Annotated in this window: 15 protein-coding genes and 1 rRNA gene; 4 read left to right on the top strand and 12 right to left on the bottom strand. The window is 72.6% G+C overall.

Going from position 1 to position 18,168, the window contains the following annotated elements; all coding sequences use genetic code 11:
• The 8 genes from LPA42_RS21620 to LPA42_RS21585 form a co-directional block, all read right to left on the bottom strand.
• Nucleotides 1–94, bottom strand: a 16S ribosomal RNA gene (locus LPA42_RS21620); the annotation flags it as partial.
• 488 nt (nucleotides 95–582) lie between these two features.
• Nucleotides 583–1,563, bottom strand: coding sequence for an Lrp/AsnC family transcriptional regulator (locus LPA42_RS21615; protein ID WP_077937915.1), 981 nt, complete (start codon nucleotides 1,561–1,563; stop codon nucleotides 583–585).
• Entirely contained in the window at nucleotides 1,547–2,398 is an 852-nt protein-coding gene (locus LPA42_RS21610) for an alpha/beta fold hydrolase (RefSeq protein ID WP_077937914.1), read from the bottom strand. The genes LPA42_RS21615 and LPA42_RS21610 overlap by 17 nt, the downstream gene beginning before the upstream one ends.
• 32 nt (nucleotides 2,399–2,430) lie before the next feature.
• Nucleotides 2,431–3,600 (bottom strand): Xaa-Pro peptidase family protein, encoded by a 1,170-nt coding sequence (locus tag LPA42_RS21605; protein ID WP_198956583.1) that lies wholly within the window; start codon nucleotides 3,598–3,600, stop codon nucleotides 2,431–2,433.
• Nucleotide 3,601: 1 nt separating this feature from the next.
• A complete protein-coding gene (locus LPA42_RS33990; protein WP_077937913.1) occupies nucleotides 3,602–4,483 on the bottom strand; it encodes an ABC transporter permease in 882 nt (293 codons plus the stop codon).
• On the bottom strand, nucleotides 4,480–5,445 hold the full coding sequence (locus LPA42_RS21595) for an ABC transporter permease (protein WP_077937912.1): 966 nt from the start codon (nucleotides 5,443–5,445) through the stop codon (nucleotides 4,480–4,482). Before LPA42_RS21595 ends, LPA42_RS33990 begins: the two co-directional genes overlap by 4 nt.
• Nucleotides 5,446–5,449: 4 nt before the next feature.
• The gene (locus LPA42_RS21590) at nucleotides 5,450–7,039 is read right to left on the bottom strand and encodes an ABC transporter substrate-binding protein (RefSeq protein ID WP_077937911.1); all 1,590 of its coding nucleotides are present in this window, start codon (nucleotides 7,037–7,039) and stop codon (nucleotides 5,450–5,452) included.
• A complete protein-coding gene (locus LPA42_RS21585) occupies nucleotides 7,039–8,247 on the bottom strand; it encodes a dipeptidase (RefSeq protein WP_074476047.1) in 1,209 nt (402 codons plus the stop codon). Before LPA42_RS21585 ends, LPA42_RS21590 begins: the two co-directional genes overlap by 1 nt.
• Nucleotides 8,248–8,523: 276 nt before the next feature.
• Between LPA42_RS21585 and LPA42_RS21580 the strand changes: the two genes are divergently transcribed.
• From LPA42_RS21580 to LPA42_RS21570, 3 genes are all read left to right on the top strand, one after another.
• Complete coding sequence (locus LPA42_RS21580) at nucleotides 8,524–9,474, top strand: ABC transporter ATP-binding protein (protein ID WP_228986816.1); 951 nt, start codon at nucleotides 8,524–8,526, stop codon at nucleotides 9,472–9,474.
• Entirely contained in the window at nucleotides 9,458–10,486 is a 1,029-nt protein-coding gene (locus LPA42_RS21575) for an ABC transporter ATP-binding protein (protein WP_077937906.1), read from the top strand. Before LPA42_RS21580 ends, LPA42_RS21575 begins: the two co-directional genes overlap by 17 nt.
• Before the next feature lie 147 nt (nucleotides 10,487–10,633).
• Entirely contained in the window at nucleotides 10,634–11,998 is a 1,365-nt protein-coding gene (locus LPA42_RS21570) for a lanthionine synthetase LanC family protein (RefSeq protein ID WP_077937905.1), read from the top strand.
• Between the two features lie 25 nt (nucleotides 11,999–12,023).
• On the opposite strand, the gene LPA42_RS21565 is transcribed toward LPA42_RS21570, so the two are convergent.
• From LPA42_RS21565 to LPA42_RS21555, 3 genes are all read right to left on the bottom strand, one after another.
• Nucleotides 12,024–13,601 (bottom strand): Na+/H+ antiporter, encoded by a 1,578-nt coding sequence (locus tag LPA42_RS21565; RefSeq protein ID WP_077937904.1) that lies wholly within the window; start codon nucleotides 13,599–13,601, stop codon nucleotides 12,024–12,026.
• A 106-nt stretch (nucleotides 13,602–13,707) separates the two neighbouring features.
• Nucleotides 13,708–14,427, bottom strand: coding sequence for a glycosyltransferase family 2 protein (locus LPA42_RS21560; RefSeq protein WP_077937903.1), 720 nt, complete (start codon nucleotides 14,425–14,427; stop codon nucleotides 13,708–13,710).
• Entirely contained in the window at nucleotides 14,424–15,179 is a 756-nt protein-coding gene (locus tag LPA42_RS21555; protein ID WP_228986815.1) for a YdcF family protein, read from the bottom strand. The genes LPA42_RS21560 and LPA42_RS21555 overlap by 4 nt, the downstream gene beginning before the upstream one ends.
• A gap of 275 nt (nucleotides 15,180–15,454) precedes the next feature.
• Here LPA42_RS21555 and LPA42_RS21550 point away from each other — a divergent pair, with 275 nt between their 5' ends.
• Nucleotides 15,455–17,500 carry a cellulase family glycosylhydrolase gene (locus LPA42_RS21550; RefSeq protein ID WP_228986819.1) on the top strand — a complete coding sequence of 682 codons (2,046 nt, stop codon included), beginning with the start codon at nucleotides 15,455–15,457 and terminating at the stop codon, nucleotides 17,498–17,500.
• Between the two features lie 43 nt (nucleotides 17,501–17,543).
• Here LPA42_RS21550 and LPA42_RS21545 read toward each other — a convergent pair whose 3' ends face one another.
• Nucleotides 17,544–18,146 (bottom strand): hypothetical protein, encoded by a 603-nt coding sequence (locus tag LPA42_RS21545; RefSeq protein WP_228986814.1) that lies wholly within the window; start codon nucleotides 18,144–18,146, stop codon nucleotides 17,544–17,546.
• Nucleotides 18,147–18,168: the final 22 nt, after the last annotated feature.

Raw genomic sequence — 18,168 nt, 5'->3', positions numbered from 1 at the left:
CGCTCGAGTACCCCGAAGGGCCTTTCCGCTCGACTTGCATGTGTTAAGCACGCCGCCAGCGTTCGTCCTGAGCCAGGATCAAACTCTCCAACAAAAACCTGTTGAACAATCCATCCCGACAACAAAAAGTGTTGCCAAAGGAATCCCCACCAGACCAACCCGAAGGCCGACCCAGCGCGGGGTATCAAACTACTTGGCACTGGCTTATCAAGCACCCTGTTGAGTTCTCAAAGAACAACCACACACCATCCGAAACCCCCGAACCCGGGGGCCCCATCCGGGGCATCTCGTTCAGTCCGTGCCCCCCGCTTCCGCGCTGGGCACTTTTACTACGTTACCCTCCGGTTTCCGGACTGTCAAACCGGAGAATCCCGATCCGACCCGCTTCCACCCGAATTACGGGCACCATTCTGCACCCGGCATCCGCCGGTGGCTTCCTGGGGTCCGGCAGGCCGCCCGCCGTGGTCTCCCACCTGGCGCCCGTTTCCCTGCCGGAACAGAACATTACTCCGTCCCCTCGGGCCCGCAAAATCGACCCCCCTCCTTGGCGGAGAAGGCCTCCGAACTGCCCGGATGCCCGCCTCAGACGTTGTCGCGCCACCAGGGGGTCTCGACGAAGCCCCGCCGGATGGTGAGCAGCACCATGCTGGCCGTCCAGCCCTGCACCCCGTCGAGGCGACCGAGCGTGCGGGTGGTGAACGCGTGCACGTCATCGGTGGTGGGCAGGATGACCTCGCAGAACAGCGCGTTGCGGTTGAGAGTGGCCGCGACGTACCGGACGCCCCGGTGGGTGCCCAGCTCGTGCGCGAGGGTGTCGAGGCGGGCCGGGTCGACGGTGATGTTGAAGATGATCTCGGACTCGAAGCCGAGCGCCGGCGCGGAGACCAGCGTGACCACGCTGATGCAGCCCCGGCGCTGGAGCACCTCGAACCGGCGGCGCACGGTGCTCTCGTCGACGCCGAGGGCCTTGGCGACCGCGCGGAAGCTGGCCCGGCCGTCCTCCTGCATGAAGTCGATGATCTTCTCGTCGGCGGCGTCGAAGTGACCCGGCGCGCACTGGTGCACCTCGACCACGGTGTCGGGCGTGCCCGGCACGACCAGCTGCTGGCCCCAGTCGTGCGAGACCTTGTAGACGTGCAGAGTCAGGTCGGTGTCGCAGCGCTGCACGCCCTCGATCGCCTGGATCTCCTCGACGATCCGGGCATGCAGCGAGTCGCCCCGGCGCAGGCTCAGCTCGGCGATGATGTCCGCCGGGCCGGTGACCAGGGCCAGGAAGCGCAGGTCGGCCCGGTCGGCGAGCTGGGCCAGCACCCGCTTCTGGGTGCCCGGCTCACAGGTGATGCGCAGCACGAACAGGTCCGCCGCGCCCGGGTACTCGACGTCAGGCATCACCGCGACCCGGACGATGCCGTCGCGCAGCAGCTGCTGGCCGCGGCGCGCCACGGTGGTCACCGACGTCTGGCACCGCTCGGCGATCTCGGTCCAGGTGGCCCGCCCGTCGGCCTGCAGGGCCAGGATGATCCGCCGGTCCAGGTCGTCCAGGTGCTCAGGACCGCTGCTCATCCGCCCCCACCTCGCGCAGGAAGTCGCGTACCGTCTCGCGCCACAGCTCGGCCTCCTCCACCTGCGGGGAGTGGCCGGACTTCTCGAACACCACCAGCCGCGCGTCGGGGATCAGGTCGGCGATGGTCTCGCTGCTGGCCACCGGGGTGATCCAGTCGTCGCGGCCGACGGTCACCAGCGTCGGGCAGGTGATGCGGTGCAGGTCGGCCTTGATGTCGTACGCGGGCTGGTTCACCGCGAACGCGTGGTTGTGCGTCTCGTAGCGGTAGAACGTGGCCTCGACCTTGGCCTCGACGGCCGCCGGATCGTAGACATGGTCGTAGAGCGGCAGGATCTCCCGCCAGCAGTCCCGCAGGTCGTCATCGTCGCGCACCCGTCCGGTGTTGATGCGGTCCAGCTTATCGGGGTCGATCTTCACCCGCGTGGATGCCTCGGCGTTGCGCCGGGCGGCCTTCTCGTTCTCGTGGTCGGCGGAGGTGTCGCGCAGCACGAGGGCGGTGAGCCGTTCGGGGTGGCGGATCGCGTACTCCATGGCGATGAAGCCGCCGTAGGAGCCGCCGGCCAGGACGAACCGCTCCGCGCCGGCCCACTCCCGCAGCGCGTCGACGTCGGCGACCCACTGCTCGTGGGTGAACGGCGGCCGGCCCTCGCTGACGCCGCTGCCGCGGGCGTCGAAGACCAGGACGCGGAACGTGTCGGCGAACGGCCGGAACGTGGCGCGGGGCTCGGCGCGGGAGCCGAGGCCGGGCGCGCCGTGGTGGGCGATGAGCAGCGGAGCGTCCTCGGCGCCGAAGACCTCCACCTCCAGTTCGTTTCCGTTGATCGGCAGTCGCACGGCGGGCACTCCTCAGGGGACGGGACGGCGGCTCAGGGGACGGGGATGACGACGTCGTCGAGGGAACGGGGGTAGCTGGTGAAGGGGCGGGCCCCGGATCCGGTGATCAGCATCGAGTCGGAGATGCGGTAGCCGGCGTGGCCGGGCACGTAGATGCCGGGCTCGTTGGAGACGACCATGCCCTCCTCCAGCACGGTCGGGTCGCCGTCCTCCAGCCACGGCGGCTCGTGCATGCCGAGGCCGATGCCGTGGCCCTGCCGGTGGCGCAGGAACCCGGCCAGGCCGGCGTCGCGGATCACGTCGAGGCAGTGCCGGTTGGCGTCGGCGCAGACCACGCCCGGGGCGAGGAACTCGGTGCCGGCCTGCTGGGCGGCGCGCACGGCCTCGTAGTAGCGGCGCTGCTCGGCGCTGGGCTCGCCGAGGAGGAACGTGCGCTCCCCCTCGACGTACCGGCCGCCGACGGCGCAGCCGAGGGAGAGCATGAACGTGTCGCCGGGGCGCAGCCGGTAGCCCGAGGGCAGGCCGTGCGGGTGGGCGCTGTTGGGGCCGGCGTAGACGAGGCCGCCGGCGAGCAGGGACACCACCACGACGTCGGCGTGGTCGGCGTACATCGTGGCGGTGCCGACCCGGGTGACGTGCGCGGCCAGCTCGGCCTCGCTCGGCAGCTCGCCGCCGGCGGCGAGCGCCTGTTCGACGAGGTCGCGGCCGGCGACCAGCATGAGGTCGGTGATCCGGGCCGCCTCGGCGTGCAGGGCGATCTCCTCGGGCCGCTTGCGCAGCCGGGCCGTGCCCACCACGTCGGCGATCTCCAGCTCGGCGCGGGGCAGGTCCCGGGCGATCTCGGCGACGCGGGCGGCGGCGGTGCTGCCGGGGTGGCCGACGCGGCCGGCGACGTCGCGCAGGTGGGTGAACGGCGGGACGCGGCCGGGGAACTCCGGGTAGGACACCAGGTCGGCGGCGGCGTGCTGGGCCTGCGCGTGCTCGCGTTCCAGCTCGGGCAGCAGCAGCCGGGTGGGGCCGTCGACGGGCAGCAGCACGGCCACCGGTCGTTCGCAGGGGTGGTGGAAGAAGCCGGTGAGGTAGGCGACGTCGTCGGGGTGGTCGGTGAGGACGGCGGCCAGGCCGGCGCGGTCGGCGGCGGCGCGCACGTCGTCCTGCACCGAGCGGTAGAAGTCCACGGGGAGCCGTTGGGTCGACAGCACGTCAGTTCTCCCGGGTGCGTGGGTTGCGGGCGTCGTTGTAGGCGATGGAGATGATGGTGGCGGAGACGACGAGGGCGAGCATCGCCAGCGAGGGGAACAGGGTGGTCCACCAGGCGCTGGACATCGCGCCGGACTGCTGGGCCTCGTAGAGGATCCGGCCCCACGACCAGCTGTTGGGGTCGCCGAGGCCGAGGAAGGCCAGGCCGGCGGCCGACAGCACGGCCCGGGAGGCGGTGAGCACGACCGACACCACGATGACGGGGGCGACGGCGGGCACCAGGTGCCGGCGGATGATCCACAGCCAGGAGCCGCCGGTGAGCCGGGCGGCGTCGATGTAGGGCAGCCGGACCACGGCCAGGGCCTGGGAGCGGACCACGCGGGCCACCTCCGGCCAGGAGAACAGGGCGATGACCACGACCACGGTGGCGAGGCTGGGCCCGGCCAGGGCGGCGACGAGGATCATCAGGGGCAGCACCGGCAGCGACAGGGCCAGGTCGACGACCGTGCCGACCATGGTGTCGACCTTCGGGAAGTACGCGCCGAGCACCGCGACGAGCACGCCGATGACGATGGCCAGGGCGGAGGAGAGCGCGGCGACGAGCATGCTGATCCGGGTGCCCCAGACGACCTCGGCGAAGATGTCGCGGCCGAGGTTGTCGGTGCCGAACCAGTGCTGCCCGGACGGCGGGGTGAGCACCGCCGGGCCGTAGCCGCCGGGGTAGTCGGCGATGAGCGGGGCGGCGACCGCGACGACGACGAGGGCGGCGAGCACGGCGAGGGAGACCAGGCCCAGCGGGTTGCGGCGGAACGCCGTCCAGGTGGCGCTCGCGGCGGTCGGCTGGTCGGCGACGACCTGGTCGAGGGCGATGCCGGCGGCGGTCACTGGGTCCTCACTCTCGGGTCGAGCAGGCCGTACGCCAGGTCGGTGACCACGTTGGCGAGCACGACGGTCGCGGCGAGCAGGACGAACGCGCCCTGCAGGACGGGGTAGTCGAGCTGGGTGACCGCCTCGTAGATGCCCCGGCCGATGCCCGGGTAGGCGAAGACGGTCTCGGTGAGCACCGCGCCGCCGACGAGGAAGCCCAGTTGCAGGCCGACCAGGGTGGTGGTGGGCAGCAGCGCGTTGCGCAGGGCGTGCTTCCACACCACCTTGCGGTGGGGCAGGCCCTTGGCGGTGGCCAGGACGCAGTAGTCCTCGCCGAGGGAGTCGATGAGGGTGGCCCGCAGGGTCAGCACGTAGGAGCCGAGCTGCACCAGGACCAGGCTGACGCAGGGCAGCACCAGGTGGGCCGCGACGTCGAGGTACCACTGCCCGCCGTAGACGCCGGGGCTGTACGCGCCGCCGATGGGCAGCCACCGCAGTTGCAGGCCGAACAGGAACAGCAGCGCGATCGCGACGCTGGGCACGAAGACCGACTGGCCGACGACGCCGCCGACCTGCACGAGCCGGTCGAGCAGCCCGCTGGGGCGGGTCGCCGCCAGCACCCCGAGGGGGATGCCGACGGCGACCGTCACCAGCAGGGAGGACCCGGTGAGCAGCAGGGTCCACGGGAGGCGTTCCAGCAGCACGTCGGTCACCGGAACGGACTGGGTGATGGAGACCCCGAGGTTGCCCTGGACGAGCTGCCACAGGTACTTGCCGTACTGGACGAGCAGGGGCTCGTCGAGGCCGTACTGGCGCAGCAGGATCGCCTGGGTCTGCGGGGTCATGTTGGGGGTGGCGACGGCGAGCGCCGGGTTGCCGGGCAGCAGCCGCAGCAGCAGGAAGGTGATCGTGGTGGCGAACCAGAGCGTCAGGACCGCCCGTCCGAGCCGCCGCGCGACGAAGCCGACAACCGGTGGCATGTGCTCAGCCGACCTTCCGCGCGTTCGCCAGGGACTGCGGGTCAACCACCGACAGCAGCTCACTGGGCTTGACCACGAAGCCGTCCCACTTGTCGCTGTGCGCGACGTACAGGTTCTGCATGTACATGACGTTGTCGTAGACGTTGTCGTGCACGAGGGTGGCGGCCTGCCAGATCAGGTCCTTCTGGGCGGCCTTGTCGGTGGTCGCGGTGGCCTTGGTGATCAGCGCGCTCAGCGCCGGGTCGTCGACCTTGGTGTAGTTGATGGCGCCGTCGGGCAGGAATGTCAGGGCCATGTTGGTGGCCGGGTCGTCCATGATGGCGAAGTTGCCGGCGTAGATGTCGTACTCGCCGGCGGCGGTCTTGGCCAGGTAGGTGTTACGGTCCATGCCCTGCAGCTCGATGGTGATGCCGGCCTGGGCGGCGTTGTCCTTGACCAGCTGCGCCCACTGCGAGGTGACGGCGTCCTGCAGCGAGTAGATCATCGTCAGCGGGCGCAGGGTGCCGACGCCGGACTCGGTGACCAGCTTGCGGGCCAGCGCCGGGTCGAAGGCGTACTCCTTGAGGTCGGGCTTGACGAAGTCCTTGAGCACCGGCGGGATAGGGCTGGAGCCGGTGGTGACCGCCTGGCCCTGGAGCACGACGGAGCGGATGGCCTCGTAGTCGACGGCGTGGGCGAGGGCCTGCCGCACCTTGAGGTTGTCCAGGGGCTTGCGGGTCATGTTGTACGTCATGTGGGCGTACCCGAGGCCGGGGACCTCCTGGACCTTGACTCCGGGGGTCGACTGGAGGGTCTTGACCTGGGCCGGGGGCAGGGCGTTGGCGATGAGGTCCACGTCGCCGTTACGCAGCGCGAGGATCTCGGTGTTGACGTCGGGGTAGACCCGGTAGACGACCTTCGCCACGTTGGGCGTGCCGGCGGGGGCCATCGGGTACGGGGTGACCCGCTCCAGGGTGTAGCTCTGGCCCTTGGCGACGGTGGTGAGCTTGAACGGCCCGGCGCTGACCCAGTCGCTGTTGTTGGCGAAGGTGCCCGCGTCGGGGGCCTTCTCGAAGACGTGCTTGGGCACGACGTTCATCCAGAAGCCGACCTCGTCGACGACGGTGGCGTCGGGCCGCTTGAGCTTCAGCTCGACGCGGGTGGCCGTCGGGGCGGAGGCGGACTCGACGTTGGCGAGCTGGCCGTAGACGACGTTGCCGGCGGGCTTCTTCGTCATGATCGTGTTGATGGTGTACGCGACGTCGGCGGCGCTGACGGCGGTGCCGTCGCTCCACTTCATGTCGCCGCGCAGCTCGTAGAAGCCGGTGGTGGGGTCGCTGTAGCCGCGGTCGGCGGCCAGGTACGGCTGCTTGGCGCCGTTGGCGTCGATGGTGAGCAGCCGCGGGTACATCAGGTTGGTGATCCAGCCGTCGGTGCGGCTGTTGCCCAGCAGCGGGTTGAAGTTGACCACGTCGGTGGTGGTGGCGATGGTGAGGGTGGCGTTCTTGTCGCCGCCCTGGGCGGCCGAGTCGCTCGGCGCGCTGGGGCTGCAGGCTGCCGTCGCGACCACCGCGGCGAGCGCGGTGACGGCGACGAGGGGTAGGCGGAGACGCATCAGACCCAGACCTCCTCGAGGACGCGGATGGTGTTGCCACCGATGACCTTGCGGATCTCGTCGTCGGAGTAGTCGTGGGCCACGAGCCATCCGATGATGTTGTAGAAGCACTCGGCGGGGTTCTCCAGGCCGTCGACGTACTCGACCTTGGGGTACTCGACGCGGCCGTGGGCCTCCTTGGTGGACAGGTTCGCCGCGAAGGCGTCGTGCAGCCCGACGTGGTCGCCGAAGAGGGTGTCGGGGCCGAAGGCGACGTGGTCGATGCCGATGAGGTCGACCGCGTGGACGAAGTGGTCCATGACCGATTCCAGGCTGTGCCGGGGGTGGGCCGGGGACAGGGTGGTGTGCGGGGCGGCCTCCAGGCCGAGCACTCCGCCGCGCTCGGCGCAGGCGGCGATGACGGCGTCGGGCTTCATCCGGTTGGTCGGCCACACCTCGCGGGAGCCGCAGTGGGTGATGAACACCGGCTTGGTGGACTTCTGGATCACGTCCATGGCGGTGCGGTCGCCGGAGTGGGAGATGTCGATGGCCAGGCCGAGCTTGTTCATGCGTTCGACGGCCCGCTCGCCGAAGTACGTCAGGCCGCCGTCGCCGCGTTCCTTGAGGCCGCCGCCGAGCATGTTGGCCTCGGAGTAGGCGATGCCGATCTGCCGGACGCCGAAGCCGTAGAGCACGTCGAGGCGGTCGACCTCGTTCTCGATCATGGTGGCGGCTTCGAGGGCGAACACGTGCGCGAGCCGGCCGGTCTCGTGGGCGTGGTAGATGTCCTTGAGCGACTCGGCCTTGATCACGTAGTCCTGGTGGGCGATGTCGGCCATCCGCACGCCGAGGTCGAACAGGACGTCGGTGTACTTCCAGCCGGCGTCGCTGGAGATGCAGCAGGTGCCGTCCATGCCGTTGTCGAACACGGCGGTCATGCCCGAGCGGGACAGGCCGAGGTAGCCGGTGGGTTCGCGGCCGGCCCGGATGTGCTCGCGGAGCTGGCCCATGTCCTCGGGGAAGACCTGGACGTGGTCGTGCAGCGAGATGACGATCTCGTCGCGCAGCAGCCGCTGCGTGCGTTCCCGCTGGCTGTCGGAGAGGTCGAGGCCGGCGTAGGCCGGCACCCGGCCGATCTGCTCGGCGTACCGGAACTTCTTGAAGTCCTTGCCGGCCTCCAGGTAGTCGTACGCCGTGTAGCCGGTGTAGCGCTTCGCCTGTTCAAGCATCCGCGTGGGGTCCCTTCAGATTCGCGGCCCGCGAAGAAGAGGCGCGGCCGCCGGGGTCGGCGCCCAGAACCGGCGCGACCGATTAGAGGGTTGCAATGATTCGGCATGGAAGTCAAGATGCAGTTCAGGAACAGGCACGGACGGCCGTTGCAGCGGGGATTACCGGCACGAGCGTCCGTTATGCGTAGCTGGAGGCTCGCGGTGAATCAGCCAGACGCCCCAACCACCGCCCCACCGGACGGAGGAGGACAGGCCCTGTCGGTACGCGGGCTGTCCGTGACCTTCGCCACCCGGCGCGGCGACGTGCCCGCCGCCGTGGACGTCGACCTCGACGTCGCCGCCGGCGAACTCGTCGCGCTGCTCGGCGAGTCGGGCTCCGGCAAGTCGGTCACCGCGAAGGCGATCATGGGGCTGCACCCGCCGACCGTGCGCGTCGAGGCCGACCGCGTCGCGCTCGGCGGCACCGACCTCACCACGCTCACCGAGGCCGGGCGCCGGGCCGTACGCGGCAACCGGATGAGCATGGTCTTCCAGGACGCGCTGTCCGCCCTGAACCCCGTGCTCAGCATCGGCGACCAGCTCGGCGAGCTGTTCCGTACCCATCGCGGCGCGTCCCGCCGGCAGGCCCGCGCCGCCGCCGTCGACCTGCTCGCCCAGGTCGGCATCCCCGCCCCGGACCGGCGGGTCGACGAGTACCCGCACCAGTTCTCCGGCGGGATGCGCCAGCGCATCCTCATCGCGATGGCCATCGCCCTGCGCCCCGAGCTGATCATCGCCGACGAGCCGACCACCGCCCTCGACGTCACCGTCCAGGCCCAGATCCTGGAGCTGCTCAACGGGCTGCGCCGGGATCTCGGCATCGGCATCCTGCTGATCACCCACGACCTCGGCGTCGTCTCCGAGGTCGCCGACCGGGTCGTGGTCATGTACGCCGGGCGGGTCGTGGAGACCGGCACCACCGCCGAGGTCCTCGGCACGCCCGCCCACCCGTACACCGACGCCCTGCTGCGCTCCGTGCCCCAGGCCCACCAGCGCGGCGACGACCTGTACGCCATCCCCGGCACCCCGCCCAACCCGACCCGCAAGCCGCCCGGGTGCGCGTTCCACCCCCGCTGCGACCGGGTCGTCGAGCGGTGCCGCACCGAGCGCCCCGCCCTGAGGGTCATCGACGGCCGCGCCGCCGCCTGCCACCGCACCGAGGAGCTGTCGCATGTCGTCACCGGCTGAACCCGTCCTGGTCGCCACGGACCTGCGCAAGACGTTCACCACCGGCCGGGCCGGGCTCGGCCGCACCCGGGTCAGCGCCGTCGACGGGGTGAGCCTCCGGCTGCACGCCGGGGAATCCCTCGGCGTCGTCGGGGAGTCCGGGTGCGGCAAGTCCACCCTGGCCCGGATGCTGGTCGGCCTGGAACGCCCCGACTCGGGCAGCATCGTGGTGCGGGGACGCGACATCACCGGCGTGCGGGGGCGCGACCGGCGGCTGCTGCGCCGCCAGGTGCAGATGGTCTTCCAGGACCCGTACACCTCGCTGGACCCGCGCATGTGCGTGCGCGACCTGATCGCCGAGCCCCTCGTGGTGCACGGCCGCGGCGACCGGCGGGCCCGCTCCGACCGGGTCGCCGAGCTGCTCGGCCTCGTCGGGCTCGCGCCGGAGCTGATGCACCGCTATCCGCACCAGTTCTCCGGCGGGCAGCGCCAGCGCATCGGCATCGCCCGCGCCCTCGCCCTGGAACCGGAGATCCTCGTCTGCGACGAGCCCGTCTCCGCCCTCGACGTCAGCGTGCAGGCGCAGGTGGTCAACCTGCTGCGGGACCTGCAACGCCGGATGAACATCGCCCTGGTGTTCATCGCCCACGACCTGTCCGTGGTGCGACACGTCGCCGACCGCACGGCGGTCATGTACCTCGGGCGGCTCGCCGAGATCGGCGACACCGAGACCGTCTACTCCCGGCCGGCCCACCCGTACACCCAGGCGCTGCTGTCCGCCTCCCCCGTGGTCGATCCCACGGGCGAGCGCGGCGGCAGCCGGCGCATCGTGCTCGCCGGTGACCCGCCCAGCCCGTCCGACCCGCCGCCGGGCTGCCGGTTCCACACCCGCTGCCGGCTGGCCCGGCAGCAGTGCGGGCAGGTGCAGCCGGTGCTCGGCCCGACGCCGGGCGACGCCGACCGCGAGGTCGCCTGCCACTTCTCCGACCTGGCGCTGCGGGAGGGCGCGGGCGGCGTGCCGGCCCGGGCCTGACGACCCCGCGCCATGCTGCGTCCCGCGAACCCGCCGACGGCCGGACGAGTTCCACGAGGGACCACCGCCGCGGGCGGCCGGCGAGAACGGGAAGTCGGCGGGTGGATCGGGTCAGCGGTCGCCCGCGGCACGGGCTAGCGTGACGCCGTGGTCGACACGGGGGTGTATCGGGAGTGGGGCGAGGCGGCCTGGGCATGGGTGCTCGGGCAGATCCGGGACGACGACGGGCCGTGGCTTCCCGTGTCGGTGCCCGATGACGGGCCGCCGGCCGGGCCCGCCGACGACCGGGACTCGCTGTACGCGGGGATCGCCGGACTCGCCCCGGTACTGGCGGAGATCGGGCAGCACCGCCCGCTGACGGACGTGGAGCGATCCCTCGCGGCCGGCATCACGGACCGGCTGTCGACCATGGCGGCCGTCCGCGTCGAGCCGTCGTTCTGCGACGGACTGGCCGGGGACGTGGTGGCGCTGCGGCTGCTCGCCCCGGGACGGGAACGGATCGCGCTGGAGCGGCTCGCCGAACTGCGTACCCCCGCGGGGTGGGACACGACCCTGGCGGTCGGGGCGGGACACGACGGTCCGCTCACCGACCTGATCATGGGCACGGCCGGGGTGGTCCTGACTGCCGCCTGGGCGGGCGGCGACCTCGCCGACGGGATCATGTCCACCGGCGGGGAGGCGCTGCTGCGGGCGGCCGAACCGGCCGGCGGCGGACTGGCCTGGCGCATCCGCCCGGGCCACCCGTCGAGCATGCCGAACTACTCGCACGGCACGGCCGGTGTGGCCACGGCACTGGCGGTCGCCGGGCGGGCACTCGGCCGGGGCGATTTCCTCGACGCCGCCCGCCAGGGCGCCGGGCACCTGCTCACCGTGGGCTCCCTCGACGACGGCGGGTTCGTCGTGCCGCACACCCTGCCGTTCTCGCAACGGGACGTCGAACCGGTCACGTACGGCTGGTGCCATGGTCCGACCGGGACCTCGTACCTGTTCGCCGCCCTGGCCCACACCGGGGTGGAGCAGGTCGGCGGCGTCGGGACGGGTGAGCTGCGACGGCGCTGCCTGCACGCCGTGCTCGCCGCCGGCGTGCCTCGCCGGCTGCGCCCCGGCTTCTGGGACAACGACGGCCGCTGCTGCGGCACCGCCGGGGTCGGCGACGCGCTGCTGGACGCCGCACAGGACCAGCCGGCCGTGTGGGGGCCGTTGCGGGACGCCGCCTGCATGATGGGCGATGCGCTCGTCGAGCGGGCGATCCGCGACGACGACGGGGCCCGCTGGCGGTTCGTGGAGCACCGTCAGGACCCACCGCTGCTGCCACCCGGGACGGGATGGATGCAGGGCGCCGCAGGCATCGCCGCCTTCCTGCTGCGGCTGGCCCGGGTGACCGGGGACGGGTTCACCGCTCCGGTCGTCGACCGGCCCGATCAGTGGTGGGCCGTTCCGGGTCGGCTGCGCGCCGCGCCCGGGCCACTCGGCGTCGCCGGGCCGGTCCGGACCGACGTGGACGGGGCCTGACGCCGCGTGCCGGCCCGGCCGGTGGTCACTCGGGGGTGGGCGGGCCCAGCAGACGGATCTCCTCGATGTCGAGCGCGGCCTGCAGCTCGCGCAGCACCGTGTCGTCGATCTCGTTGGCGTTGCGCAGCCGGGTGATCTCGCGCCGCTTGCGGTCCAGGACCGCCAGCCGCAGCCGGCGCTCCAGGTCGCGGGCCTGCTCGGCGGCTTCGCCCTGCTCGGCGGCGCGGATGTCGTCGAGGTGGTCCTGGTAGTCGACGCGGATCCGGTCGGCGACGTCCCGGTGCACGCCCAGCCCGTCGGCGACCTCCGGCAGCGCCGCCAGCCCGGCCTCGGTGGCCCGCAGGCGGGCCATCCGCACCTCGTCGGCGCGCTGCTGGTCGCCGACGAGGCCCGCCCAGCGGACCACGAGCGGCAGGGTGGTGCCCTGCACCAGCATGATCATGACGATCACCAGCGCCGTGCAGAAGATGATCAGGTCCCGCTCGTGGACGGGTTCCCCGGCCGGGGTGGTCAGCGGCACCGCGAGGGCCGCGGCCAGCGACACCGCGCCGCGGAAGCCGGCCCACCCGGCGGCCGTGCGGATCCGCCAGCCGACCCGCAGGGCCCGTTGCGACTTACGGCGGTCGACGAGCCGCAGCAGATACGCCGACAGGTGCAGCCAGGCCATCCGGGTCGCCAGGACGGTGCCGGCGACCAGCACCGCGATGAGCAGCGCCTGCCCCACCGACGTGCTGGTGACCCCGCGCACCGCCCGGGGGATCTGCATCCCGAGCAGCACGAACAGGCCCCCGTTGATCAGGAAGGTGGTGAGGTCCCAGAAGGCGTAGGCCAGCACCCGGGAGGGTGCCCGGATCACCCGGGGGCCGGCGAAGGAGAGCACCAGGCCGGCGACCACCACCGCGAGCACCCCGCTGGCGTGCAGTTCCTCGGCGGCCAGGAACGCGACGAACGGCGTGAGCACGCTGAGCGCGCCCTCGCGCAGCGGGTCGTCGAGGCGGCGGCGGATCAGCACGACCACCACCCCGATCGCCAGCCCGGCCGCGACGCCGCCGAGGAACGACCCCCCGACGCGCTCGACGAGCGGCAGCGCCCCCGGCGGTGCGCCGCCGGTGATCAGGCCGAGCGCGACGGCGAAGAGGACCAGCGCGGTGCCGTCGTTGATGAGGCTCTCCGCGCGCAGGACGGTGAGGAACCGGCGGGGCATCCGCTTGGCCAGGCCGGCGACCGCGGCGGCGTCGGTCGGGGCCAGCACCGCCCCGAGCACCCACGCCGCCGGCCCCTCGACCCCGACCGCCTGGGCGACCAGCGCCACCGTCACCATCGTGACCGCGACCAGCCCCACGGCGAGCAGGGCGATGACGGTCAGGTTGGCGCGGATCTCCCGCAGGCTGATGGTGAGGCTCTCCCGGTAGAGGATCGCGGGCAGGAACAGCAGCAGCACCACGTCCGGTTCGAGCACCACGTCCGACAGCGGCGGGGCGAGCGCCAGCAGCGCGCCCATCCCGATGAGCAGGACCGGCGGGGCGACCCGGTAGCGCCCGCCGATGGTGGTGCCGACGAGCACGGTGGCCGCCAGCACCACGATCAGGACGAGCCCCTCCACGTCGACCCCTCCGCGTCGTACGGCCGGTGCGGCCGTACGGCGTCGGAGGCGCCTGCCCGCCCTCACATGGTTCTACGGCGGGCGGGGGAAGGAGGGGCGAACGGGCCTATCGGCGGGGACGGGACGGTGCGAGCAGCGCCGACGCGGCGAAGCGCAGCAGCGGCAGGTAGATCCGGGCGGAGTCGCGCAGCGCCCCGAAGTGCGAGGACGCGTTGTCCGCCAGGTAGGTGGTGGCGACGACGGTCTGCCGGACGGGGTGGCCGTCGCGCGCCGCGTGGAGCAGGACGTTCATCTCGTACTCGAAGCGTTCGCCGGGCACCGCGAGCAGCCAGTCGAGCAGGCCGCGCGGGTACGCCCGCAGGCCGGTCTGGGTGTCGTGGACCCCGACGCCGGTGGCGGCCCGGAACAGCAGCCCGGTGACGCCGTTGCCGATCCTGCTGCGCAGCGGCACCGTGCCGTCGAACCGGCGTACCCCCAGCACGATCGCGCCGTCGCCGTCGCCGTCGCCGTCGGGCAGGGCGCGGGCGACGCGCAGGATGTCGGCGACCCGGTGCTGCCCGTCGGCGTCGGCGCAGACCACGTCGTGCCCGGGATAGGCCCGGGCGACGTGCCGGAACCCGGTCTTCAGGGCCGTGCCCTTGCCCCGGTTGGACCCGTGGCGCAGGACGTCGCCGCCGAGCCGGCGCGCCGCGTCGAGGACCGGGTCCGAGGCCGGGGAGCCGTCGTCGACCACGACGACGGGCACGTCGGGGGCGGCGTCGCGCAGCTCGCCGAGGAGGTCGGGCAGCCGCTGTCCCGGCTCGTACACCGGCACGAGGACGATCATGGGGTCCGCCTGTTCTTCGTGACGGCGGTCGATCCGCCGGCGACCGTCCTGTACCCCGTCGGGGCGTCCGCGTCACCTCCCGCCGGCCGCCGGGCGGAGGGCCGCCCGCCCGCCGGGCCCCGACGGGTGCCGCGGCGGGCCCGGTGCAGCAGCGCGACCATCGCCCGCTCGCGGCGCAGCAGGCCCGCCGGGTCGCGGACGCCGAGGAACCACAGCCGGCACGCCATGCGTACGGCGCCCTCCGGCCACCATCCGGGCGCGGGCTCCCCACCGGTGGCGGGCACGTCGAGCAGCGCCCCGCCGCGCAGCCCGAGCGCCCGGCGGGCGAGGTAGCGGACCCGGGGCAGGTGCCAGGTGTGCGAGACGATGCCCAGCGGGTGGTGCCGGTCGAAGGCGTGGCCGGCGAGCAGCCCGTCGGCGGCGGTGCGCAGGAGGTTCTCCAGGGTGCTGCGTGAGCGGGCCTCGGCGCGCAGGTCGGCGTGCCGGTCGAGGCCGGCCGCGAGCGCCTCGCGGAGCATCAGGTCGGCCTCGCGCCACCCGGCCGGTGGCGGGGCGGCCCCCTCGGCGGCCTCGGCCCAGCCGCCGGTGAACACGATCCTCGGCCGCCGGCCCCGCTGGGCGGCGGCCGCGAAGGCCGCCTCGTTGGCGGCGACGTAGTCGCGGGCGGCCCGGACCCGCGCGAGGCTGGCCGGGGTGAGCGCCCAGGTCCCCCCGGCGGCGGGCAGCACGCCGCGCCCGAGGACCACGAGCACGGTGGCGGTCGGCGGCAGGTGCCCTCCCCTCTGCGACGTACCGGGCAAGCCTAGCCAGGCGTCGGGCCACCTGCGGCATAGTCGCTCACCGATTGACAAAGTTTAGGGTCCAAACTTAATCTGCCCGTCCGACGGGCGTCACGTGCGCGTTCCCGACGCCCTGCCCACCCTCATCATGCGGCGGCATCTTCCCGGCAAGGAGTGTCATGATCGGCACACGAGGCACCACCCGACGGACCCGATGGCGGGTCGGCGCGTTCACCAGCGCGGTCACGATGCTGCTGGCCGCCGTCGGCGTCCTGGTCGCGGGCACCGCGCAGGCGGCGGCGGGCTGCGCGGTGACGTACCAGGTCAGCAGCCAGTGGCAGGGCGGGTTCGGCGCGAACGTGAACGTGACCAACCTCGGCGACGCGGTCAACGGCTGGCGCCTGACCTGGACGTTCCCCGCCGGGCAGCGGGTGACCCAGGCGTGGAACGCCACCGTCACCGCCGCCGGCGACGACGTCACCGCCGCCAACGTCGGCTACAACGCCGCCATCGCCACCAACGCGTCGGTCTCCTTCGGCTTCAACGGCTCGTGGTCCGGCACGAACCCGAGCCCCACCTCCTTCGCGCTCAACGGGGTCGCCTGCACCGGCGGCGTCGGCCCGACCACGGCCCCGCCGACCAGCACGCCGCCCACCACGCCGCCGCCGACCACTCCCCCGCCCACGACGCCCCCGCCGGCCGGCGACGCGATGGCGGCCGTGGCCGCGATGCAGCCCGGCTGGAACCTCGGCAACTCCCTCGACGCCGTCGGCGCCGACGAGACCGCCTGGGGCAACCCGCGCATCACCGAGGCGCTGCTGGACAACGTGAAGGCGCAGGGCTTCAAGAGCGTCCGCATCCCGGTCACCTGGAGCGCGCACCTGGGCGGCGCGCCCAACTACCCGATCGAGGCGGCGTACCTGAACCGGGTCAAGGAGGTGGTCGACTGGGCGCTCGCCGACGACCTCTACGTGATGATCAACATTCACCACGACTCGTGGCAGTGGATCAACACCATGCCCACCGACCGGACCACCGTGCTGGCCAAGTACAACGCGATCTGGACCCAGCTGGCGAGCACGTTCCGCGGCTCGTCGCCGAAGCTGGTGTTCGAGAGCGTCAACGAGCCGCAGTTCACCGGCAGCTCCGGCGACGCCCAGAACGCCACCCTGCTGGCCGAGCTCAACACGTCGTTCCACCGCATCGTGCGCGCCTCCGGCGGCAACAACGCCACCCGCCTGCTGGTGCTGCCCACCCTGCACACCTCGTCGGAGCAGGCCCGCATCGACGAACTGGTCGCCACGTTCAACGCGCTCAACGACCGCAACCTCATCGCGACCGTCCACTACTACGGCTACTGGCCCTTCAGCGTGAACGTCGCCGGGGGCACCCACTTCGACGCCACCGCCCAGAAGGACCTCACCGACTCCTTCGACCGGGTGTACGACGCCTTCGTCGCCAAGGGCATCCCCGTCATCGTCGGCGAGTACGGCCTGCTCGGCTTCGACCGGCACACCGGCACCATCGAGCAGGGCGAGAAGCTGAAGTTCTTCGAGTACTTCGGCCACTACGCGCGGGCCAGGAAGCTCACCACCATGCTGTGGGACAACGGGCAGCACCTCGGCCGGACCTCGTTCCAGTGGAGCGACCCGGAGCTGATCGCCCAGATCAAGTCGAGCTGGACCACCCGCTCCGGCACCGCCTCGTCGGACCTGGTGTTCAACGCCAAGGCCAGCGCCATCAGCGCCAAGACCCTCACCCTGAACCTCAACGGCACCACGTTCCAGGGCCTGCGGCAGGGCAGCACCGACCTGGTCCAGGGCACCGACTACACCGTCAGCGGCAGCCAGCTCACCCTGACGGCGGCCGCGCTGACCCGGCTGACCGGCAGCCGGGCGTACGGGGTCAACGCGACCCTGCACGCGCGGTTCTCGGCGGGCGTGCCGTGGCGCATCAACATCATCACCTACGACCGGCCGGTCCTGGGCAACGCGACCGGCACGACCAGCGCGTTCGCCATCCCGACCCAGTTCCGGGGCGACCAGCTCGCCACCATGGAGGCGAAGTACGCCGACGGCAGCAACGCCGGCCCGCACGACTGGACGCCGTTCAAGGAGTTCGACGTCACGTTCCAGCCCGACTACACCGGCAGCTCCATCGCCCTGACCCCGGACTTCTTCGCCGCGGTCACCGACAACGCCCCGGTCACGCTCACCTTCCACTTCTGGAGCGGCGAGAAGGTCACGTACAAGGTGACCCGCTCGGGCAGCGCGGTCACCGGCACCACCGCCTGAGACGATCCGTCGCACGGACACCGCGGGCCGCGAAAGCCGCGGCTCAGCCGCCGGTGGTGACGGAGGTGGCGGTCATGGCGTTGTCCGTCAGCGCGCCGCCCTGCACGGTCACCCGCTGGCCCCGCTCGATCGCCGTCAGCTTGCTGGCCCGGGTGGTCCGCACGGCCGTGTCGTCGGTGGTGCGGACCGTGACCACGGTGCCGTCGGCGGTCTCGACGTAGAGGGTGTCGCCGTCGACCAGCGTCACCGTGCCGGTGGTGGTGCCCGCCGCCGCGCCCGACGCGGCGGCGCTCGGCTGGTCGCCGGGGCCCTGACCACGGCCCGAACCGGCCGCCCCGTTGGCCAGACCCGCCGGGAACGACCAGGACGGGACCGCGGCGCCCGCCGCCGGCTCGCCCCACCGCTGTTGCACCTGCACCCCGCCGACGAAGCCGGCGACGACGAGCACGAGCGCGCCCAGGACCAGGGTGCCCCGGTTCCACCACCGGCGCGGGGCGGCGGCGGCCAGCGCGGCGGTGAGGCCCTCGTCGGGTTCCGCCGCCACGGCCGGCGACGCGGCGTCGCGGTCGTCGTCCGGCTCCGCAGGCCCGCCCGGCGCCGTGGCGCCGCCGACCCGGGCGAAGACGACGGTGTCGCTGTTGTCCATGTCTGATCCTTGCCTGTCGGGC

This window comes from Micromonospora sp. DH13 (assembly GCF_020873825.1).
GTDB classification, from domain to species: Bacteria; Actinomycetota; Actinomycetes; order Mycobacteriales; family Micromonosporaceae; genus Micromonospora; species Micromonospora haikouensis.
This window is presented reverse-complemented; position numbering and strand designations above follow the sequence as displayed.

Excerpts from the sequence above, each read along its gene's own strand:
- LPA42_RS21615 (WP_077937915.1), bottom strand. The coding sequence starts at position 1,563 with ATGAGCAGCGGTCCTGAGCACCTGGACGACCTGGACCGGCGGATCATC.
- LPA42_RS21595 (WP_077937912.1), bottom strand. The coding sequence starts at position 5,445 with ATGCCACCGGTTGTCGGCTTCGTCGCGCGGCGGCTCGGACGGGCGGTC.
- LPA42_RS21590 (WP_077937911.1), bottom strand. The coding sequence starts at position 7,039 with ATGCGTCTCCGCCTACCCCTCGTCGCCGTCACCGCGCTCGCCGCGGTG.
- LPA42_RS21585 (WP_074476047.1), bottom strand. The coding sequence starts at position 8,247 with ATGCTTGAACAGGCGAAGCGCTACACCGGCTACACGGCGTACGACTAC.
- LPA42_RS21575 (WP_077937906.1), top strand. The coding sequence starts at position 9,458 with ATGTCGTCACCGGCTGAACCCGTCCTGGTCGCCACGGACCTGCGCAAG.
- LPA42_RS21560 (WP_077937903.1), bottom strand. The coding sequence starts at position 14,427 with ATGATCGTCCTCGTGCCGGTGTACGAGCCGGGACAGCGGCTGCCCGAC.
- LPA42_RS21550 (WP_228986819.1), top strand. The coding sequence starts at position 15,455 with ATGCTGCTGGCCGCCGTCGGCGTCCTGGTCGCGGGCACCGCGCAGGCG.
- LPA42_RS21545 (WP_228986814.1), bottom strand. The coding sequence starts at position 18,146 with ATGGACAACAGCGACACCGTCGTCTTCGCCCGGGTCGGCGGCGCCACG.